Genomic DNA, 19,703 nt, shown 5'->3' with positions numbered 1-19,703 from the left:
TGCGGCTCATCTAGGCAGTGTTCGACTCATCTAGGCAGTGCGGGCGGTGGCCGAGACGACGGAGCCGACCCGGTCGACCAGGAGGGCCATCTCGTAGCCGATGCGGCCGATGTCGTGCTGCTTGTTGGCCAGCACCGCCAGGTGCGAGCCATTGCCGACACTCATGACCAGCAGGTAGCCGCGCTGCATCTCCACGATGGACTGCATCACCTTGCCGCCCTCGAAAAGCTGTGCGGCGCCGGCGGACAGGCTGGCCAGACCGGCCGTCACCGCGGCCAGCTGCTCGCCGCGGTCGGACGGCAGGTGCGGGCTGGTGGCCTGCAGCAGACCGTCCGCGGAGACCAGCACGGCGTGCGAGACCCCGGGCACCTCCTTGGTGAAGCGGGTGACCAGCCAGTTCAGATTCTCATCCGTTGTGGTGCTCTGGGTGTCGGTCATGCATGCCCTCCGTCGTTGTACTGGGAGTCGGCCCGCCCGGAGTGGACGCCGCTGAGATGCCTGCTCAGGCTGTTGCGGATCTCTTCCGGGTCGCGGCCGGTACCGTCGTCCTCCTGGGCGACCGCGCCCGGCACCAGCTGGGCGCCGGGCCGCCGAATCGGCAGGCCGCCTTCGGTACGACTGGTGGTGGTCGGGTTGGCCGCGTCCTCGGCCGCGGCCCAGCCGACGTCCGAAGTCGACGACCAGGCGGCGCCGGTCTGCTGCCCGTCGGCCGGTTCCACCAGCCACTCGGAGACCATGCGCTGGTAGATCGGGGTCGGAGCGCCCTCGACCGGACGCAGGCCGGTCTGCGGCGCGACCGGACGCGACCCGGCGGGTGCGGCCTCGTTGCCGCGCGCGGCGTCATTGCCGCGAATAGCGTTGTCGGCGCCTCGAACAGCGGTTTCGCCGGTCACGCTGCCGGGGACGGGGGTCGGCGGGAGCGTGGGGCGGTCGTTGTCGCCGAAGGCACTGAAACCGTTGCCGAAATAGCTGCCGGTGTCCGGGCCGTTGGGGTTCTCGACGTAGCCGCTGCCGCCGTTGCGGGCGTTGGTGATCGGCGCGGTCGGACCGGGCGCCGGTGCGAAGGACCCGGCCGCCGGTGTGAAGGGCTCCCGCGCCGGCGGCGTGAAGGGCTCGGGCGCCGGTGTGAAGGGCTCGGGCGCCTGCGCCACGGGCTCGGGCGCCGGAACGAGGCGCTCGGGCACCTGGGCGACCCGCTGCGGCATCGGCGTGATCTGCTGGGGCGCGACCCGCTGGGGAAGCGGGGCGACCGTGTCCGCGGTCGGGGCGATCGGCTCCGGCGCGTAACCGGCCGGTTCCTCCGTACCCGGCTCGGACCCGGCAGCCTGCTCGGAAATCGTGCTGTGCTCGGCCGATTCCGTGGACTCGGCGGCCTCGCCCCAGAAGCTCATGGGCGCGGGCCCCTGCGGCGCCGCGGGTTCGGGCCGGACGGCGCTCGCGCCGTAGGCCCGGGCGTCGTCGGCGGTGAAGGCGTCGGTGAATCCGTCGGAGAAGCGATCGGCCTGCTGCTGCGGCGGTTCCGGGAACGCGGAGACGATCGGGTGCTCACCGGTATCGGTGCCGGGCTTGCGCTGCGGCAGGCCGGAACTGGTGGTCGGGAAGCGGCCGGTGGGCGGTTCGGGCAGATTCGGGACCGGCGTCAGCCGCGGCGGGTTGACCACGGGGTTCGGTCCGGTGATCGGTCCGACGGGCGGCGGAATCTGTCCCGGCGCCGGCGGAATCGGCCCGGCGGCGGCCGGGATCGGGCCCGAGGCGAGGGCCGCGGCCGGGATCGGCCCGGAGGCCAGGGCCGACGGGGGCATGGGCAGCGCCGTGGCCACCGGGTACTGACCGGTCGGGTCGCCGAGGCGTTCCGGCGCCGGCGAGACCAGGCTGCCCGGCAGGTGCACGCTGGCGGTGATGCCCGGCTGCTGCACCATGGCGGAGGTGCGGCGCAGGCTCACCGTGATGTGGTGCCGCTTGGCCAGGCGGCCCACGACGAATAGACCCATGCGGCGCGCGGTCTCGACATTGACCTCGCCACCGGAGGCCAGGCGGTCATTGATGCCCTGCAGGTCGTCGGCGTTCATGCCGAGGCCGCGGTCGGTGATCTCGATCAGGTAGCCGCCGTCCACCGCGCGCGCCACCGACACCGCGACCGGGGTGGTGGGCGGGGAGTAGCGCAGCGCGTTGTCGATCAGCTCGGCCAGCAGGTGCTCGATGTCGACGGCGGGCTCACCGGCGACGATGCCGTCGGGCACGGTGCCGATCTCGACGCGCTGGTAGTCCTCCACCTGGGAGACCGAGGACCACAGCATGTCCGACAGCGGCACCGGCGCGAGATGGCCACGGCGCAGCGCGGTTCCGGCCAGCACCAGCAGGTTGTCGCCGTTGCGGCGCATGCGGGTGGCGAGGTGGTCGAGGCGGAACAGCGACTGGAGGCGCTCGGAGTCGTCCTCGTCGCGCTCGAGCTCCTCGATCAGCGACAGCTGCTGCTCCACGAGGGATTGGCTGCGGCGCGAGAGGGTTTCGAACATGTTGCCGATCTGCAGGCGCAATCGCGCCTGTTCGGCGGCCAGGTGGAGGGCCTGGGAGTGGATGTCGTCGACGGCTCGGGCCAGCTGCCCGATCTCCTCGGTGGTGTGCACGTCGACCGGCGAGATCTCCGGGGTCGCACCGCCGGCGCGCACCACCTCGAGCTCCTGCGGCAGATCGATGTGGGCCACCTGCAAGGCGTCTCGCCGCAGGCGGCGGACCGGCACGACCAGCGAGCGGGCCACCACCAGCGCCAGCGCGAGACCGGCCAGCAGCATGCCGATCACGACGGAGGTGTCACGCAGCACGTTGTTGCGCGCCTCGGTGGTGAGCTCGGACAGCTTGGTGCCCATGGTGCTCGCGACGGTGGCGACCTCGGCGGAGTAGGCGTCCGCGCTGCCGCGCAGCGAGTCCTGCATGGCCGGCAGGGTGCCCGGGTCGGGCACGTTCTGCATCAGGATGCCGACGCGGGCGCCGGCGTTGTCCTTCAGCGTGTTCGCGTTCTGCGCCGATTCCGGCGCCATGCCGCGGTACACCTCGATCATCGTGATCTCGGCGCCGATGGCGGTGAGCAGCTTGGTCCGCAGCGCGGGGTTGGCGCCGGCGCCCGGCACCGCGAGCATGACGCGTTCCTGGGTGAGCAGGCGGAAGGCGGTCAGCGCCGCGCCGAACTGCAGGAAGGACTGCTGCACCCGGAGGTCGCCGACGGTGGGCGCGCCCGCGAGCGAGTTCTGCGCCCGGGTCTGCACCTCGTCGGCCTGATCGCCGATGGTCTGGGGGGAGCTGGTGCGCAGGCTGTTGCGCATGGTCTTCGCGACCGCGATGGCGGTGCCGAGTTCCTTCACGACGCCGGGGTCGGCGTTGGAGGACTTGAGCGCGGTCTCCAGTTCGGCCTGGGCCTGGTCGAACTTGGCGGTGGCGGCGTCGAGGTCGGCGTCCACGTCCTGGTTGCCGCCGACGATGGCGGCGACCGCGAGTTCATTGGTGCTGGTGAGGAATTTGACCGTGGGGCGGAGCACGTCCATCTGCTCCGAGGCCGCGCTCAGTTTGGAGATGGTCTGCAATTCGCTGTTGATGCGCAGTACCGCGAAGGTCGCGGCGAGAAGCACCGGGAGCACCAGCACGATGCCGACCTTGCGGGTAACGGGCCAGTTGGACAGGCTGAATTGCCACGACCGGGGTGCTGCTTCCATCCCGCTTCCGTCGCCTCCGCTTTCACGATTGACCCCCGGGTATGTATGCGGTTGTACGGCTTTGGGGTCGAGCCCGCGCAGAACCAACTAAGGGTCTTCTTTTCCGGCCTGCAACATACCGCGTGAGCTGAGTAACGGCAATTCGGAGGACGTAGTGTATAAGCCTCCGAATGCGGGCTTGCCACAACGGCTTTCGCGTCGAATTGGGTGACACCGCAACCACTCGGCATTGGTCGTTCGTAAAACACGCAGGTCATCTGCCTCACCCACCCGGCGTGTCGGAGGGGCCCTTCTCAGTGGACTCTCAGTCGTTGTGGGCAGACTGGTTGCCATGCGCATTCTGGTAGTCGACGACGACCGCGCGGTTCGTGAATCGCTGCGTCGCTCGCTGACCTTCAACGGGTACACCGTCGACCTCGCCGTCGACGGTCTGGACGCCTTGGAGAAGACCGCCAGTCAGCGACCCGACGCCCTGGTCCTGGACGTCATGATGCCCCGTCTGGACGGGCTCGAGGTATGCCGCCGGCTGCGCAGCACCGGCGACGATCTGCCGATTCTGGTACTCACCGCACGGGATTCGGTGTCCGAGCGGGTCGCCGGGCTGGACGCCGGCGCCGACGACTACCTACCCAAGCCCTTCGCGCTGGAGGAACTGCTGGCCCGGCTGCGCGCCCTGCTGCGCCGCACCGCCGGCGACCCGGTCGACGCCTCCTCCGAGGCCATGTCCTTCGCCGACCTCTCGCTCGACCCCGTCACCCGCGAGGTCACCCGCGGCGAACGCCCGATCAGCCTCACCCGCACCGAGTTCTCCCTGCTGGAAATGCTGATGGCCAACCCGCGCCGGGTGCTCACCCGCAGCCGCATCCTGGAGGAGGTGTGGGGCTACGACTTCCCCACCTCCGGCAACGCGCTCGAGGTGTACATCGGCTACCTGCGCCGCAAGACCGAAGCCGACGGTGAGCCGCGGCTCATCCACACCGTGCGCGGCGTCGGCTACGTGCTGCGCGAGACTCCTCCGTAGGGCAGGCGCTCGTGGGTAGAACCGTTCCCCGGCGGACGGTGGTCGCCGGACTCGGATCGCGGACGGAGAACGACGGACTGCGGCCGCCGATGCCGCTGACCCGTTCGGTGTCGCTGCGCTGGCGGGTGACACTGCTGGCCGCCTCGGTGGTCGCCGTGGCCGTCGCCTTCACCTCCATCGCCGCCTACGCCATGGTGGCCCGGTCGCTGTACGCCGACGTGGACTCGCAGCTGCGGGCCCGCGCCTCGGTGATGATCGACAACAACCTCGACAGCCTCGGTTTCCAGTCGCTGGTTTTCGCGGGGCTGTACTCCAGCGACGTCGGGGTGGCGCTGGTGTTCGCGGACCAGTCGCAGTACGTGCCTCCGCAGACCACGATTCCGCCGATCGGCAACCAGGAACGGCAGGTGGCCCGCGGCGAGATCGGCTTCTCGCTGCGCACCGTCGACGACCAGCGGGTGCTGGCCCGCCGCACCCATTCCGGATCCACGCTGGTGGTGTCGCAGCGGCTGCAACCCACCAAGGAGGTCCTCGACCGGCTGGCCTGGCTGTTGTTCGTGGTCGGCGGCTGCGGGGTCATCGTGGCCGCGGCGGCCGGAACCACCGTGGGCCGTACCGGGTTGCGGCCCATCGCCCGGCTCACCGCCGCCACCGAACGCATCGCCCGCACCGACGACCTGACCCCCATCCCGGTCACCGGCGACGACGAACTGGCCCGGCTCACCGAGAGTTTCAACACCATGCTGCGCGCCCTCGGCGAATCCCGGGAACGGCAGCGCCGCCTGGTGGCCGACGCCGGCCATGAGCTGAAGACGCCACTGACCTCTTTGCGCACCAATATGGAACTGCTCATCGCCTCCTCGCGGCCGGGCGCGCCCCGGATCCCCGACGAGGACATGGCCGAACTGCGCTCGGACGTGATGGCCCAGATCGAGGAATTGTCCACGCTGGTCGGCGATCTGGTCGATCTGGCCCGCGAGGACGCCCCGGAAACCGTGTACGAGCGCATCGACCTCGGCGAGATCGCCGAACGCGCGCTGGAGCGAGTCCGGCGGCGGCGCACCGGAATCGATTTCGAGGCCCAGCTGCGGCCCTGGTTCGTCTACGGCGACGAACCCGGCCTGGAACGCGCCCTGCTCAACGTCCTCGACAATGCCGCCAAGTGGAGTCCGGAGGGCGCGCAGGTGTTCGTCACCATGCGCGAGAACGGGCGCGGACTGCTCGAGTTCGCCGTCGACGACGCCGGGCCCGGCATCCCGCCCGCCGAACGCGAGCTGGTGTTCGAGCGCTTCTACCGCACCACGGCCTCGCGCTCCATGCCCGGCTCCGGGCTCGGCCTGGCCATCGTCAAGCAGGTGGTGACCAAACACGGTGGCACCATCAACATCGACACTTCCGACCGAGGGGGCGCGTTGATCCGTATCGTTCTGCCTGGGGAAAGCGCACCGCCCCTGCCCGCCGAGGCGGACAACTGAACCCGGAAAGCTCGGCGAAAAGCAAGCACGGTCTCAGTCCACTCTCAGTCGTTCCCGCCAGGCTTGGCGACGAGACTCGAGGAGAAAACGAGAAATGACCGAGGATTCGAACCAGCGGGGCACCGAGCCCGAAGGCCAGGCCGCCGACAACGCCGCCGCGGCCGCGTCCGGCAGCCCGGCCCCCGGTTCCGACCGCCCGACCTCCGGCTCCGGCACCACCGCGTCCGGCCTGCCGAAGCGGGATCCCGCGGGCGCTCCCGCCGCCGACTCCTTCAACGGCTTCGCGGCCGCCACCCCGGGTTCGGCTCCGGCTCCCGGGGGGTTCCCGCCCCCGGCGCAGCCCGGCCATCCCGGAGCGCCCGCGGCGGGTCCCGCGTCGAGCGCTCCCGGTACGCCCAGCGCGCCCGGTTTCGGTGCGGCGCAATCGTTCTCCGGCGGAGCGTTCCAGGCTCAGGGCAGCGATCCGCGGGCCGATCAGCCCGCTGCGGGCGCGCAGCCGCCCGCCGGCTCGGCGCCGGCCTTCGGCGGTCCGGGCGGGACGGCGTACGGCGTTGCGGGGCAACCGGGTTCGGGCGCGGTCGATCCGGCCACCCAGGCGCTGCCCGGTGCGGCGCAGGCGGGTTTCGGCGCGCCGCAGGGTGGTCCCGCCTATGGGGCGGCGTTCGGTGGCGCACAGCCTTATTCGCAGCAGTACGGCGGTGGGAATCCGCCGACCGGGGAGATTCCGGGCGGGGGTTACGGGCAGGCGTACGCGGCGTCGGGGGCCGGGTACGCGGCCGGGCAGCAGCCCACGCCGGCGACGGGACAGCCGCCGACCGCCGGGGCGGGCCAGCAGCCTGCCGCCGGGCAGTCGCCCTACGCCACGGGCCAGCAGCCCGCGTACGTGACAGGGCAGCAGTCGGCGTATTCGACGGGGCAGCTTCCGGCGTACGCGGCGGGTCCGCATCCGACGCAGGTGATTCCGGCCGTGCCCGGCGGTCCGGGTGGGCCCGGGGTGCCGGGTGAGCCGGGTCTGGCGTATGCCGCCGCGCCGGGGCCGAAGCGGTCCGGCCGCACCGGTCTGGTCGCCGGCGCGGTTGTGCTGGCGCTGCTCAGCGGTGGTATCGGTGGCGCGGTGGGCGCGCTGGCCACGCATGGCAGCGATCACGGCACGGTGAGCAATGCGCTGGATCAGCCCGCGGGCAATGGCAAGGCCGCGCCCGCGCCGGAGGGTTCGGTGCAGGCGGTGGCGCAGAAGGTGCTCGCGAGCGTTGTCATGATCCGGGTCGCGGGTGCGCGGGCCGAGGGCGAGGGCTCCGGGGTGGTCCTGTCCTCGGACGGGCTGATCCTCACCAACAATCACGTGGTCAGCGGCGCGGGCCAGAACGCCAAGATGGATGTGGCGTTCAATGACGGCTCGACCGCTCCGGCCACTGTGGTGGGCGCGGACCCGGTCTCCGACATCGCGGTCATCCGGGTGACCGGCAAGTCGGATCTGAAGCCGATCGAGCTGGGCCAGTCCGGCAATCTGCAGGTGGGGCAGGGCGTGGTGGCGATCGGTTCGCCGCTGGGCCTGGCGGGCACGGTGACCAGCGGTATCGTCTCCTCGCTGAACCGCCCGGTCTCCACCAGCGGCGAGCCGGGTTCGCAGGGCACGGTCATCGACGCCATCCAGACCGACGCGGCCATCAACCCGGGCAATTCCGGCGGCGCGCTGGTCGATATGAACGGCAAGCTGGTCGGCATCAACACCGCCATCGCCACCATGGGCACCGCCGAGTCGGCGGGCGCGCAGAGCGGCTCGATCGGCCTGGGCTTCGCGATTCCGGTGGATACCGCGCGCCGCGTCGCCGACGAGCTGATCAAGAACGGCAAGGCCACCTACGCCCAGATCGGTGTGACCGTGCGGGCGCAGGACGATGTGAACGGCGCGCGCGTGATGGACGTGTCGCCCGACGGCCCGGCCGCCAAGGCGGGCATCCCGAAGAACGCGATCATCACCAAGATCGACGACCAGATCGTGGACTCGGGCAATTCACTGATCGCCGGGGTGCGCTCGCACCGGCCCGGCGACAAGGTCAAGGTGACCTACACCGACGACCAGGGCAAGAACCCCAAGACCGTCGAGGTCACCCTCGGCGAAGCAGCCGCGGAGGGCGGACGATGAGCAACCGTGTCAATGGCAGGGAACCGGTACCGGCGATCCGTGTCACCTCCGACGGGGGATGGGAGCTGTTGTCGGACAAGGGCGCTACGGTGAGCACCATGGAAATCGATGCCGCTGTGGCGGGCCGTGCTCTTGTCGTGGTCGTCGACGATCGAACCGCCCATGGCGGAGTGGACTCGCTGGGTCCGCTGGTCACCGAGCTACTCACCGAGGCCGGGTTCCTGGTGGACGCCTCGGTGTCGGTGTCGGCCGATGAGGTGGAGATCCGCAATGCCCTCAATACCGCGGTGATCGGTGGTGTCGACCTGGTCATCTCGGTCGGCGGCACCGGTATGTCCCCGCGTGACGTGACGCCGGAGGCCACCGAAGAGGTGCTGGACCGGGTGCTGCCCGGGATCAGCGAGGCCCTGCGGGCGTCGGGTCTGGCCTCGGGGTCGCTGGACGCGGGCCTGTCACGCGGTCTGGCCGGGGTGTCGGGCAGCACGCTGGTGGTGAACCTGCCGGGTTCGCGCGCCGCGGTCCGGGACGGCATGGCCACCCTGGGTCCGCTGGCGAGCAAAGTCATCGATGAATTGTCCGGTCTGTCGGAATGACCGACGCCGACAAACCTGATTCACCCGAGTCGCCCCGTCCGGCCGAGCGCCGGGCGGGGTCTCGTCGTTTGACCCCCGCCGAACGCGCCCGGCTCGCGCGCGTCTTCGGTGACGAACTGCCGTCCACGACCAAGGACGAGCGCACTCCCGAGCCGGATTCCGTTCAGTCCTCCGATGATTGGCTGCGCGCGCAGAAGCCGCCCCATCACGGTTGAGATTCGCTCACATCACGGCTGCCGGGAATTAGCCATCTCCCGAAGGCTGTGATCTTGCGCGCCGTTATCTAATTGTTGCCAAACAGTAACTGTTGTGGCTAAAATCTCCCCTGGGTCAGCAAAGCTACGGCTGCAAAGAAAATGAGCAGCGCGCTTGATAGTTGCTCTTGCCGAGTTCTGTGCCGTAGTGGCTCTCTTCAGCCCCGGTGGTCGGGGTTGTCCGCAAAAAAACTGATGAGGGAACAATGAGCGAGAACCGGACTGCCGGTTTGCGTCGGGTCGCGCGTGTCGCGGGTATCGGCGCAGCCGCCTCCGTGGCTTTCGGCCTGCTGTCGACCGGCGCCGCCAACGCCGACACCTTCGTACCGTTGCCGGACGGTCAGAAGGTCGGACCGGGCGTGACCATCGACCGTCTCGGCGAGCACGCCGTCATCTCGCCGTCGCTGTCGGCGAACGGCGCGGGCCGCACCGCCTGGCTCTCGGGCAAGGTCGTCGCCGACGTCACCGAGACCCCCGCGGGCACGGTCGGCCCGAACAACGGCCCCGCCAACGGCCCGGGCACCAACAACTCCTCCACGCATGGCGCGTCGCAGGTCAACACCGGTTACATCATCGGCTGCCAGGTGAACATCGCCGACAACGCCATCTCCGCCGGTGTTTCCGGTGGCGTGAGCCTGACCGGTGCGAACGCGGGCGGTTCGATCGGCGTGAACCTCGGCCCCGGCCAGGTGACCTTCCTCCAGATCAACTCCAAGGACATCCTCGACGCGGGCCGCTACTCGATCGACTACAAGGATGTGCCGGTCGACGTGCAGGGCTGCGCGGGTTACGCCCAGGCGCGCGCCTACACCGTGGTCGAGATCATCGGTGACCACTACTCGAAGACCACCCTCTACGGGCAGCCGTTCAGCCTCGGCTGACGTGTGGTCAGACACCCGATTCATCTCTCGCGCAAGCGAATTCGACCCTAGAGGGAAACCATCATGAACGTTCGCAAGACCATGGCGCGGGCCGCCGGGATCGGCGCCGTCGCCACCGCCACCCTGGGCCTGTTCTCCACGGGTGCGGCCAACGCCGACACCTTCGTGCCGCTGCCGGGCGGCTCCATCACCGAGACCATGGACGACGGCACCATCGTCACCATCTCCATGACCGGCGAGTCGGCCAACATCAACCCGTCGCTGGGCTCGACCCCGCTGCACCGCAACGCCTGGGTCTCGGGCAGCGCGCGCGTCGAACTGTCGGGCACTCACGGCGATGCCGGCGGCAAGATCGTCCCCGGTTACGTGGTCGGCTGCCAGGTCAACATCGCCGGCGGCGGCGCCAACGGCGGCCCGAGCGCGGGCGCCAACTACGACGGCTCGAGCCCGTCGGCCGGCGCGAATGTCGGCGGCAACCTGACCCTGGGCCCCGGCCAGTCGCAGGCGTTCTACGTCCTGGATCAGGAAGCGCCCGACGATTTCGGCAGCGAGGCGCACTACAAGCGCAACAAGTTCTCGGGTAACTCCGGATCGGTGACGTGGTCGGACGAGACCATCAACCTGAACGGCTGCGGCGGCTACGCGCAGGCGCGCTCGTTCATCGCGGTTCAGGTCGAGACCGACCATGTGATCACCGCCTACACGCTGTGGGGTCAGCCCTTCAGTCTCGGCTGATCAGTTTCCGCTCAGCGGAATGCCAAGGGGCCCGGTGCGATTAGCACCGGGCCCCTTTTGCTATCCACGACTTTCTCTGCATACCTGCGGGTTTGTGTCGGCGAGTGGTCGATCCTGTTCGCTCACGTCTCAGAGGTCACAGCTGTGATGTAAAGTGCCCAGCGTCGCTACGAGAAAAGAATTTGTAACGAGTAACACAGTGGCAACAATGTGGCGACAAACTCAACCGGGGAATCCGCAAGGGTCCCTTTTCAACCTCGGTGGTCGAGGTTGATCGCAAGAACCTGATGAGGGGAAGTATGAGCGAGAACCGCACCCACGGTGTGCGTACCGCGGCCCGTTTTGCGGGCATCGGCGCGGCCGCGGCCGTGGCCATCGGCCTTTTTTCCACTGGTGCCGCTAACGCTGACACCTTCGTGCCGTTGCCGGACGGCCAGAAGGTGAACCCGGCGGGCACCGTCACCATTACCCGGACGGGTGAGCACGCCATCGTGTCGCCGTCGCTCGCTGCCAACGGTGCCGGCCGTGTGGTGTGGGTGAGCGGCGCCGCCTCCGCGGTGGTCACCGAAACCCCCGAGGGCACAGTCGGTCCGAACAACGGCCCGGTCGGTATCCCCGGCAGCAACAACTCGTCCACCCACGGCACCTCGCAGATCAACACCGGCTACATCGTCGGCTGCCAGATCTCCATCGGTGAGGACGCGATCTCTGCCGGTGTCTCCGGCAGCATCAACCTCGACAGCGCGAGCATCGGTGGTTCGATCGGCGTCAACCTCGGCCCCGGCCAGGTGGCGTTCGTCCAGATCGACTACAAGGACATCACCAAGGCGGGCACCTACTCGGTCGAGTACCGCGACGCCGAGATCCAGATCCAGGGCTGCGCGGGCTACGCCCAGGCGCGTGCGTACACGGTCGTCGAGGTCATCGGCGATCACTACTCCAAGACCACCCTCTACGGCCAGCCGTTCAGCATCGGCTAAGTGGTCTCCGCCCGCCAAATCCTTTCTCGCGCAAGCGAACAAAATCTGAGGGACAACCAGATATGAACATCCGTAAGACAATGGCGCGGGTGGCCGGTGTCGGTGCCGTCGCCACCGCGGCCCTTGGCCTGTTCTCCACCGGTGCGGCCAATGCCGACACCTTCGTGCCGCTGCCGGGCGGCGAGCTCACCCAGACCCTGTCCGACGGCACCGTGGTCACGGTGAAGCTGGTCGGCGAGTCCGCCAACATCAGCCCGTCGATGGGTGCCACCCCGGTGCACCGCAACGCCTGGGTCTCGGCGTCGGCGCAGGTCAACATCTCCGGCGACACCACCGCGACCGGCGGCAAGATCTACCCCGGCTATGTCGTGGGTTGCCAGGTCACCATCGACGGCGGCGGCGTCAGCGGTGGTGCCGAAGGCGGCGCGAGCTGGGACAGCAGTGGCAACGCCACTCCGACCGGCGGCGTGAACTCCGGCGCCAACCTGACCCTGGGTCCGGGTCAGGCCAAGTCGTTCTACATCCTCGATCTGGAGATGCCGGACGACTTCGGTCACGAAATCCACAAGAAGCGCAACGCTTTCAGCGGCACCAGCGGTTCGGTCACCTGGTCGGACGAGACCATCGGCCTGAACGGCTGTGGCGGTTACGCTCAGGCGCGCGCCTTCGTGAGCGTCGAGGTCGAGACCGACAACGTGATCAGCTGGGTCACCCTGTGGGGCCAGCCCTTCAGCCTCGGCTGATCCACACTCCGGTGTGATACGAACGGGCCCGGCGCTTTTCGCGCCGGGCCCGTTTTGCCTTGCCACGCTGGGGAGTTCGGGCCGCGGGTCAGAGTTCGTGCCGCCCGCCCGCGCTGCGTTCCGCGAGCAGGTCCCGGATCTCGCGCAGCAGTTCGTTGTCGGTGAGCGCGTCGTCCGCCTTGGCGCCCCACAGCTTCTTGGCCTTGGCGGCCGGGATGACCAGGATGAAGTAGAGCAGGGCCGCGATGATGACGAAATCGATAGCCGCGGTGATGATCGGCCCGATCGCGATGAAGGTGGCGGGCTTGTCGGCCACCAGCTGGAAGCCCAGCCCGAGCTGATTGGTGCCGCCGAAGACCGCGAGCAGCGGTGTCACGATGCCGTCGGTGAAGGCGGTGACGACCGCGACGAAGGCCGTACCCATGACGACGGCCACGGCCAGGTCGATGACATTGCCGCGCATCAGAAATTCTTTGAAACCCTTGAGCATTGCCGAAACTCCTCTACCTGAGGGATCGAACGCAGAGTTGTGGGGATCTGAGGCGATGCTAGTTCACCGATGCGCCGGTTCAGTGGAACACGACCGTGAGCGCCGTCCGCAGCGAGGCGGCGGCCACCGCGGTGGCGCGTCGGGAATCCAAGGCGACCAGCACCACCCGGTCCGTGCGCCCGCGGGTTCCGTCGGCCTGCGGCACCAGCACCACGGCGGCGTCGGCGGCCAATAGCCGTGCGGGACGGCCGGTCCCGCCGGTGTCCTCGCCCGCCACCACGTCCACCCGGTCGCCGGTGCGCAGGATCTCGGCAACGGCGTTGTCCGCCAGGCGAATCGGGACGATGCGCGCATCGGGGGAGCCCGCCGCCACGGCGGCCAGTCGCGGGCCCAGCACCCGCACGTCGGTGAGGATCTCCCCGGCCGTCAGCGCGGCGGCGAGGGTGGCCCCGCGCACCCGCGCGGCGTCGCGCACGGCTCCGGCGGGCAGGGTCGCGGTCTCCCGGTCGGCGGTGCGCAGATCGCCGTCGCCGAGCACCTGCCCGGGCGGCAGCTCCCGCGCGGCGACCAGGACGGATGTCCGATCCGCGGATGGATCCGGGCGTACGGCCAGGAAGGCCGCCGCCATGAGCAACGCGACCGCCCCGGCCCGCCGCAGTAGCACCGAGTCCACCCAGGTCAGGCGGCTACGGAACTCGTGTGGGAAAGCTCGGTACGGTCGCGTCACGGGGGCAGCGTACGGTCGCCCCGACACCGGCACGCCCGGGCCGAACCCGGGCTGTGGATAACGAAGAGCCTGTGGAGAAAGCTGAGATCAGGCCGCGGAGGTGCTGGAACCGCTGGACGACGAGGTCGAGGTGCTCGACGTGGCCGCGCTCGACGCGGTGGAGCTCGAGCCGCCGTTGTCCGACGAAGAGGACGACGGCTTGGCCGGCTCGGAGGAGGTGGAGCCGTTACGGCTGTCGGTGCGGTAGAAGCCGCTGCCCTTGAAGACGATGCCGACCGAGTTGAACAGCTTGCGCAGCTTGCCGTTGCAACGGTCACACGTGGTCAGTGCGTCATCGGAGAAGGACTGCACGATGTCGAACTTGTTGTCGCACTCGGTGCATGCATACGAGTAAGTAGGCATCGGGAAACCTCCACGCTCTTCGTCGAATTAGCACTCTACAGCTGGCAGTGCCAACGCTGCCAATCGGGTGTCAATTCCCGGCTCGATCTCCGAGGCGGCGCAGCCCGCCGAACGGGGTCAGTGCCCACCCCATTCGATGGTCGTGTGACTCCTCCGGCAAACGGTCCACGAGTTCGTCGTCGCGCACCACGGCGATCAATCGCGCGTCGGCGCGCGCGGCGTTCAGACTTCGATCGTAATAACCGGCTCCGCGTCCCAATCGGACCCCGCGCCGATCCACCGCGAGCGCCGGAATCAGAATCGTCGAAGCCGTCGAGATTCCGTCCGTGACCGGGTCTCCGTCCGGTTCGCGCAGCCCGAACCGGCCGCGGCGCAGCCCGTCGGGCCCGGTGTATTCGGCCCAGGCGAGCGGCCCGGGTTCGCCGGTGACCGGCAGCAGCACCCGGGCGCCGGCGGCTCGCAGCGCGTCGAGCAGGGCCACCGAGCCGGGTTCGCCGCCCACCGGCACGTAGGCGCAGACCCAGCCGCCGTCCGGGAGCCGTCCGGCCGCGGCGGCCAGCGCCGCGGCCTCGCGCTCGCGGACCTCGGCGGGCAGGGCCTTGCGGCGCGCGAGGATCTCCGCGCGCCACGCCGTCTTGTCCCGCTCGTCCGTCACGCTTCCACCCTAGGGCTGCCGCCCTGGGCGATCCGCGCCCGCCGTGCTCAGCGATCCGCGCGCGGCCGGGTCAGGGTGAACGTGTCGACGGCCTTCAGCTCGCTGGTCGGCCCGGTGAGGGCGTAGTACGTGCCCTTGATGGTGGTGTTCCCGCCGGGCGTGCCGGGGTCGACGTCGAAAGCGCAGAAGCCGTAGGGATGTTCGGCGTCCTTGAACGCGGACCAGGGCGCGTCCTCGAGCACGTACGTCGGAACCTTCTTGCCGGTGGCCGGATCCGCGTTCCCCACGGCGGTGATGACCCGGCACCTGTCGCCCGGGAAGAACAGGTGGTTGGACGGCACCGAGGTGCCGCCCCCGCCGATCACCAGGTGCACGGTGCCCTTGCCGGTGTCGACGACGTCCTTGCGGGTGTCGGCGGGCTTGGGGGTGAGGGTCTCGGACCCGGTCGTCCCGCGCACGGGATGCGAACGCTCGTAATGGTGTTCGTGCCCGCACAACACCAGGTCGACCTGGTATCGGTCGAACAGCGGCAGCCATTCGGTGCGGATGCCCAGGTCCGCGCCGTTGGCCTTGTCGGCCGAGGAGATGGCGACCTGGTGCATGAACACCACCACCCAGTCGATGCCCTTGTCGGCGCGTGCCTTGGCCAGTTCGCTTTCCAGCCAGCGCTTCTGGGCTCCGCCGGAGTAGCCCTTGACGTAGCTGTTGCCGCCGTCCTGCAGGCAGACGTCGTCGTTGGCGACCGCGATCACCCGCATGCCGCCGACGGTGAACGAGTACCACAGGCCCTGCGCGTGTTCCTCGCTCCCGGCGTCGGGGACGGTGAAGTAGGTCTGGAACGCCTGGTAGCCGATGGGCCCGTTGCCGAGTTCGTTCTCGTGGTTGCCGGGGGCGGGCATCCAGGGCCGGTAGCGCGCCGAGCGAGAGTTGTTGGCCCACCAGTCGTTCCAGGTGCGGATGCGGTCGGTGGACAGGTTGGCGTAGCAGAGGTCGCCGTTGACCAGGTTGAACAGCGGGGCCAGTGATTCCACTGCGGAGGTGATGTCGCCGGCGTACTGGGAGCCGAGATTGTCGTTGACGGCCTTGCCGTCGACGATCTTGCCGACGGTGGGGGTGCCCTGGTCGCCGAAGCTGGTGAACCGGAACTTGGCGCGCCCGGCGGGCGCGGTGCGGATGGTGCCCAGTTCCGGCGGTGCGCCGTCGTGCCCGGCGGCGTAGACGTAGTCGGTGTCGGGGGACAGGCCGGTGAGCCGGGCGTGGTGGGCCTGGATCTCGATGCCGGACTTGGCGTCCCGGTAGGTGCGGGTCCGCGCGGAGACCGCCGTGCCGAATCCGGAGTCGGCGGTGCCGTAGCGCACGGTGGGCGCGGTGACCGATCCGAGGGTGTGCCAGGTGACCACGACCTCGCGGGCCGCGTCGGCCCCGAACTGGAGGTGCAGCCCGGAGACCCGGGGCGCGGCGGCGCGGTCGGGGGTGGTGACGAGTTCGGCGGAGCGGGGCCAGGCGGCGGCGTTGGATCCGGAGCTCTTCAGCGCGACCGCGCCGCCCGCGCCGACGGCCAGTCCGGCCAGGCCGGCGGCGGCCGACGCGCCGAACAATTGGCGGCGGCTGACCGCGCGGGTGGTGTCAGGGGTGCTGACAGTAGGGGTGTCGGGGTTGTCCGGCGTGGAATCGGGGTTGTGGGAATCCTCACGATCGGTCATGGGTGTCAGTCAACAACCAGTGGGTACGAGGGAGGTCACAGTGCGACGAACGCCAAATGAAAAGAACGGGTCGGTCGGTGAGAATGCCCTCGGTCCGGCGTTCGGTGCGCTCCTGCCGTCCTCGCCCCTTAGGCTCTCGGGGATATCGAGGCGGCCACGAGCCGCTCTCGGGCATATGACGGATGGATAGGGTGAAATTCATGACAGCTACTGGCGGCGGAACCGAGTCGTGCTTCCGCACCGCGGTGGTCCCCGCGGCCGGGCTCGGCACCAGGTTCCTGCCCGCGACCAAGACGGTTCCCAAGGAGTTGCTGCCGGTGGTCGACACCCCGGGCATCGAATTGGTCGCCGCCGAGGCCGCGGAATCCGGCGCCAATCGGCTGGTGATCGTGACCTCGCCCGGAAAAGACGGTGTGGTCGCGCATTTCGTCGAGGACCTGGTGCTGGAGAGCACCCTCGCCGAGCGCGGCAAGTTCCATCTGCTGGAGAAGGTGCGCAAGGCCCCCGCCCTGCTCGACGTCACCTCGGTGGTGCAGGAGGAGCCGCTGGGCCTGGGTCACGCGGTGGCGCAGGCGGAATCGGTGCTCGACGCCGACGAGACCGCCATCGCGGTGCTGCTGCCCGACGACCTGGTGCTGCCCGGCGGCGTGCTGGAGCTGATGGCCAACGTGCGGAACACCTACGGCGGTTCGGTGCTGTGCGCCATCGACGTGCCCAAGGAAGAGGTCAGCGCCTACGGCGTCTTCGATGTCGAGGAACTGCCCGACGGCCCGTGCGACGTGCTCAAGGTCAACGGCATGGTGGAGAAGCCCGCCGTGCACGAGGCGCCCTCCACCTTCACCGCGGCCGGGCGATACCTGTTGGACCGCGCCATCTTCGACGCGCTGCGCCGCATCACCCCCGGTGCGGGCGGCGAACTGCAGCTGACCGACGCCATCGCGCTGCTGATCGCGGAAGGCCACCCGGTTCATGTCGTAGTGCATCGTGGGTCGCGGCACGATCTGGGCAACCCTGGCGGTTATCTTCGAGCTGCGGTCGATTTCGCTCTGGAACGCGAGGAATACGGTCCCGCCCTGCGCGAGTGGCTCGAGCAGCGGCTCGGTCCGGACTGGAATCCGCAGCTGACCACATGCGAATGAGGCGACGGACGGGAGAGACTACGGAAGGGCGGCATGCGCTCGGTTGAGGATCAGCAGATCAAGGTGACCGCCGCGGCCGTGGCCCCACGGCCGGTCCGGGTCGCGATCAGCGAGGCACAGGGTTTGCTGTGCGCCGAGGATGTGGTCACCGAGCGCCCGCTGCCGGGCTTCGACCAGGCCGCCATCGACGGGTACGCCGTGCGCAGTGTGGATGTGGCCGGCGCGGGCGCGAATATCCGCGACGAGGACGGCAATTCGGTGCTCCTGAGCCTGCCGGTGGTGGGGGAGGTGGCGGCCGGTTCCCGCCAGCCGATCCGCCTGCAGCCCCGCCAGACCGTGCGGGTGGACACCGGCGCGCCGCTGCCGACCCTCGCCGATGCCGTGCTGCCGCTGGAGAACACCGATGGCGGCCGCGCCCGGGTGAAGGTCTACGAGGCGGTCCGCTCCGGCGACTACGTGCGCCGCATCGGTGACGACGTGCAGCCCGGCGATCTGGCCGTGCGCGCCGGCACCATCATCGGCCCGGCCCAGGTGGGCCTGCTGGCCGCGGTCGGCAAGGACAAGGTGCTGGTGCATCCGCGGCCCCGGCTGTCGGTGCTGTCGGTGGGCGGCGAGCTGGTCGACATCGACCGCACGCCCGGACCCGGCCAGGTCTACGACGTGAACTCCTACGCCCTGGCTGCCGCCGCGCGCGACGCGGGCGCGGACGTGAACCGGGTCGGCATCGTGAGCGCCGATCCGAAGCGGCTGCGGGATGTGGTGGAGGGCCAGCTGGTCCGCTCCGAGGTGGTCGTGATCGCGGGTGCGGTCGGCGGCTGGGCGTCGGAGCAGGTGCGCGAGGCCCTCGAGGGGCTCGGCGAGCTGGAGATCACCCGGGTCGGCATGCATCCCGGGTCGGTGCAGGGTTTCGGCCTGCTCGGCCGCGACGAGGTGCCGACCTTCCTGCTGCCCGCGAATCCGGTTGGCGCGCTGGTGGTTTTCGAGGTCATGGTGCGGCCGTTGATCCGGATCGCGCTGGGCCGCCGGCACCCCATGCGGCGCATGGTACGGGCGCGCACCATCCTGCCGATCGCCTCGATCCCGGGCCGCCGCGGCTATCTGCGCGCGCAGCTCATGCGCGACGAGCAGACCGGCGACTACCTGGTGCAGCCGCTGGGCGGCCCGAACGGGGCGTCCTCGCATCTGCTGGCCACCATGGCCGAGGCCAACAGCCTCATCGTGATCGACCCCGAGACCACCGAGGTGCGTACCGGTGACGAGGTCCAGGTCGCGTTCCTGGCTCAGCGTGGGTGAGGTCCGACATGATCGGTCAGGGCCCGAAGGCGGCAGCTCGCGTAACAACGCAGAGCACCCGAGCATGGCGAATGGATTCAGCGTGAACGTCTTCCGTTCGGCCCAGCATCCGGGCTGGCCGGCGCATCTGGGTCCGGTGCGGGTCGCGGCGGGCACGGTCACGCTGCGGCCGATCCGCCTGCGGGACGCGTCCGCGTGGGGCCGGATCCGGGTCCGGGACAAGGACTATCTGGAGAAGTGGGAGCCCACCGGCCGCGGTCCGTGGGAGGCGCGTAACCACTCCAGCAATTGGCCCGCGCTGTGGTCGGCGTTGAAGGCCGAGGCGCGGCGCGGCGCCATGATTCCGCTCGTCATCGAGGTGGACGGCCAGTTCAGCGGTCAGCTCACGGTGGGCAATATCGTGCGCGGCGCGCTGCGATCGGCGTGGATCGGCTACTGGGTGTCGAGCGAGCTGGCCGGGCAGGGCGTGGCCACCGCGGCGCTGGCCCTGGGCCTGGACCACTGCTTCGGCGAGGTGGGCCTGCACCGGGTGGAGGCCACGGTGCGGCCGGAAAACCTTGCCAGTCAGGCGGTTCTGCGCAATGTCGGTTTCCGCGAGGAGGGCATGCTGCAGCGCTACCTCGACGTGGACGGCGCGTGGCGGGATCATCTGCTGGTCGGCATGACGGTCGAGGAGGTTTCGGGGACCGTGGTGGACAGGTTGATTCGCGCGGGGCGCGCCAGCAAAGCCTGATAACTCGCTGAGCGCGGCGTGTGAGA

At 69.7% G+C, this 19,703-nt stretch carries 19 protein-coding genes; 12 read left to right on the top strand and 7 right to left on the bottom strand.

What is annotated here, in order from left to right:
* Positions 1–30 precede the first annotated feature (30 nt).
* Entirely contained in the window at positions 31–438 is a 408-nt protein-coding gene (locus ABZ412_RS14660) for a roadblock/LC7 domain-containing protein (RefSeq protein WP_213559341.1), read from the bottom strand.
* Positions 435–3,707 carry an ATP-binding protein gene (locus tag ABZ412_RS14655; protein WP_357280670.1) on the bottom strand — a complete coding sequence of 1,091 codons (3,273 nt, stop codon included), beginning with the start codon at positions 3,705–3,707 and terminating at the stop codon, positions 435–437. The genes ABZ412_RS14660 and ABZ412_RS14655 overlap by 4 nt, the downstream gene beginning before the upstream one ends.
* A 331-nt stretch (positions 3,708–4,038) precedes the next feature.
* Here ABZ412_RS14655 and ABZ412_RS14650 point away from each other — a divergent pair, with 331 nt between their 5' ends.
* The 9 genes from ABZ412_RS14650 to ABZ412_RS14610 all read left to right on the top strand — a co-directional run bounded on the left by ABZ412_RS14650 (position 4,039) and on the right by ABZ412_RS14610 (position 12,535).
* Positions 4,039–4,728, top strand: coding sequence for a response regulator transcription factor (locus ABZ412_RS14650; RefSeq protein WP_357092281.1), 690 nt, complete (start codon positions 4,039–4,041; stop codon positions 4,726–4,728).
* Positions 4,729–4,817: 89 nt separating this feature from the next.
* Positions 4,818–6,203 carry a HAMP domain-containing sensor histidine kinase gene (locus ABZ412_RS14645; RefSeq protein ID WP_357280877.1) on the top strand — a complete coding sequence of 462 codons (1,386 nt, stop codon included), beginning with the start codon at positions 4,818–4,820 and terminating at the stop codon, positions 6,201–6,203.
* Positions 6,204–6,924: 721 nt separating this feature from the next.
* The gene (locus ABZ412_RS14640) at positions 6,925–8,349 is read left to right on the top strand and encodes a trypsin-like peptidase domain-containing protein (protein WP_357280875.1); all 1,425 of its coding nucleotides are present in this window, start codon (positions 6,925–6,927) and stop codon (positions 8,347–8,349) included.
* Between the two features lie 98 nt (positions 8,350–8,447).
* Complete coding sequence (locus tag ABZ412_RS14635) at positions 8,448–8,942, top strand: MogA/MoaB family molybdenum cofactor biosynthesis protein (protein ID WP_357280873.1); 495 nt, start codon at positions 8,448–8,450, stop codon at positions 8,940–8,942.
* Positions 8,939–9,157, top strand: coding sequence for a hypothetical protein (locus ABZ412_RS14630; RefSeq protein ID WP_357092278.1), 219 nt, complete (start codon positions 8,939–8,941; stop codon positions 9,155–9,157). The genes ABZ412_RS14635 and ABZ412_RS14630 overlap by 4 nt, the downstream gene beginning before the upstream one ends.
* A gap of 245 nt (positions 9,158–9,402) precedes the next feature.
* Positions 9,403–10,077: an MspA family porin gene (locus tag ABZ412_RS14625; RefSeq protein ID WP_357280668.1), complete on the top strand. Its 675-nt coding sequence runs from the start codon at positions 9,403–9,405 to the stop codon at positions 10,075–10,077.
* A gap of 63 nt (positions 10,078–10,140) precedes the next feature.
* Positions 10,141–10,812 (top strand): MspA family porin, encoded by a 672-nt coding sequence (locus ABZ412_RS14620; RefSeq protein WP_357280665.1) that lies wholly within the window; start codon positions 10,141–10,143, stop codon positions 10,810–10,812.
* A gap of 299 nt (positions 10,813–11,111) precedes the next feature.
* Positions 11,112–11,792 carry an MspA family porin gene (locus ABZ412_RS14615; protein ID WP_357280662.1) on the top strand — a complete coding sequence of 227 codons (681 nt, stop codon included), beginning with the start codon at positions 11,112–11,114 and terminating at the stop codon, positions 11,790–11,792.
* A gap of 62 nt (positions 11,793–11,854) precedes the next feature.
* Complete coding sequence (locus ABZ412_RS14610; protein ID WP_357280660.1) at positions 11,855–12,535, top strand: MspA family porin; 681 nt, start codon at positions 11,855–11,857, stop codon at positions 12,533–12,535.
* A gap of 88 nt (positions 12,536–12,623) precedes the next feature.
* Here the strand turns inward: ABZ412_RS14610 and mscL are convergent, their stop codons facing one another.
* The 5 genes from mscL to ABZ412_RS14585 all read right to left on the bottom strand — a co-directional run bounded on the left by mscL (position 12,624) and on the right by ABZ412_RS14585 (position 16,512).
* Positions 12,624–13,025 carry a large conductance mechanosensitive channel protein MscL gene (gene mscL, locus ABZ412_RS14605; RefSeq protein ID WP_357280657.1) on the bottom strand — a complete coding sequence of 134 codons (402 nt, stop codon included), beginning with the start codon at positions 13,023–13,025 and terminating at the stop codon, positions 12,624–12,626.
* Between the two features lie 79 nt (positions 13,026–13,104).
* Positions 13,105–13,752: an SAF domain-containing protein gene (locus tag ABZ412_RS14600; protein ID WP_357280654.1), complete on the bottom strand. Its 648-nt coding sequence runs from the start codon at positions 13,750–13,752 to the stop codon at positions 13,105–13,107.
* 87 nt (positions 13,753–13,839) lie between these two features.
* On the bottom strand, positions 13,840–14,154 hold the full coding sequence (locus ABZ412_RS14595; RefSeq protein WP_357280651.1) for an FmdB family zinc ribbon protein: 315 nt from the start codon (positions 14,152–14,154) through the stop codon (positions 13,840–13,842).
* 70 nt (positions 14,155–14,224) lie between these two features.
* Positions 14,225–14,809, bottom strand: coding sequence for a 5-formyltetrahydrofolate cyclo-ligase (locus ABZ412_RS14590; RefSeq protein WP_357280648.1), 585 nt, complete (start codon positions 14,807–14,809; stop codon positions 14,225–14,227).
* A gap of 47 nt (positions 14,810–14,856) precedes the next feature.
* A complete protein-coding gene (locus ABZ412_RS14585) occupies positions 14,857–16,512 on the bottom strand; it encodes a metallophosphoesterase family protein (protein ID WP_357280646.1) in 1,656 nt (551 codons plus the stop codon).
* Positions 16,513–16,712: 200 nt separating this feature from the next.
* Between ABZ412_RS14585 and ABZ412_RS14580 the strand changes: the two genes are divergently transcribed.
* The 3 genes from ABZ412_RS14580 to ABZ412_RS14570 all read left to right on the top strand — a co-directional run bounded on the left by ABZ412_RS14580 (position 16,713) and on the right by ABZ412_RS14570 (position 19,677).
* Positions 16,713–17,651 (top strand): UTP--glucose-1-phosphate uridylyltransferase, encoded by a 939-nt coding sequence (locus ABZ412_RS14580; RefSeq protein ID WP_357280643.1) that lies wholly within the window; start codon positions 16,713–16,715, stop codon positions 17,649–17,651.
* Between the two features lie 33 nt (positions 17,652–17,684).
* The gene (gene glp / locus ABZ412_RS14575) at positions 17,685–18,944 is read left to right on the top strand and encodes a gephyrin-like molybdotransferase Glp (RefSeq protein ID WP_357280640.1); all 1,260 of its coding nucleotides are present in this window, start codon (positions 17,685–17,687) and stop codon (positions 18,942–18,944) included.
* Positions 18,945–19,008: 64 nt separating this feature from the next.
* Positions 19,009–19,677, top strand: coding sequence for a GNAT family protein (locus ABZ412_RS14570; protein ID WP_357280638.1), 669 nt, complete (start codon positions 19,009–19,011; stop codon positions 19,675–19,677).
* Positions 19,678–19,703: the final 26 nt, after the last annotated feature.

The organism is Nocardia sp. NPDC005746, from assembly GCF_040630785.1.
Lineage (GTDB): Bacteria > Actinomycetota > Actinomycetes > Mycobacteriales > Mycobacteriaceae > Nocardia.
This window is presented reverse-complemented; position numbering and strand designations above follow the sequence as displayed.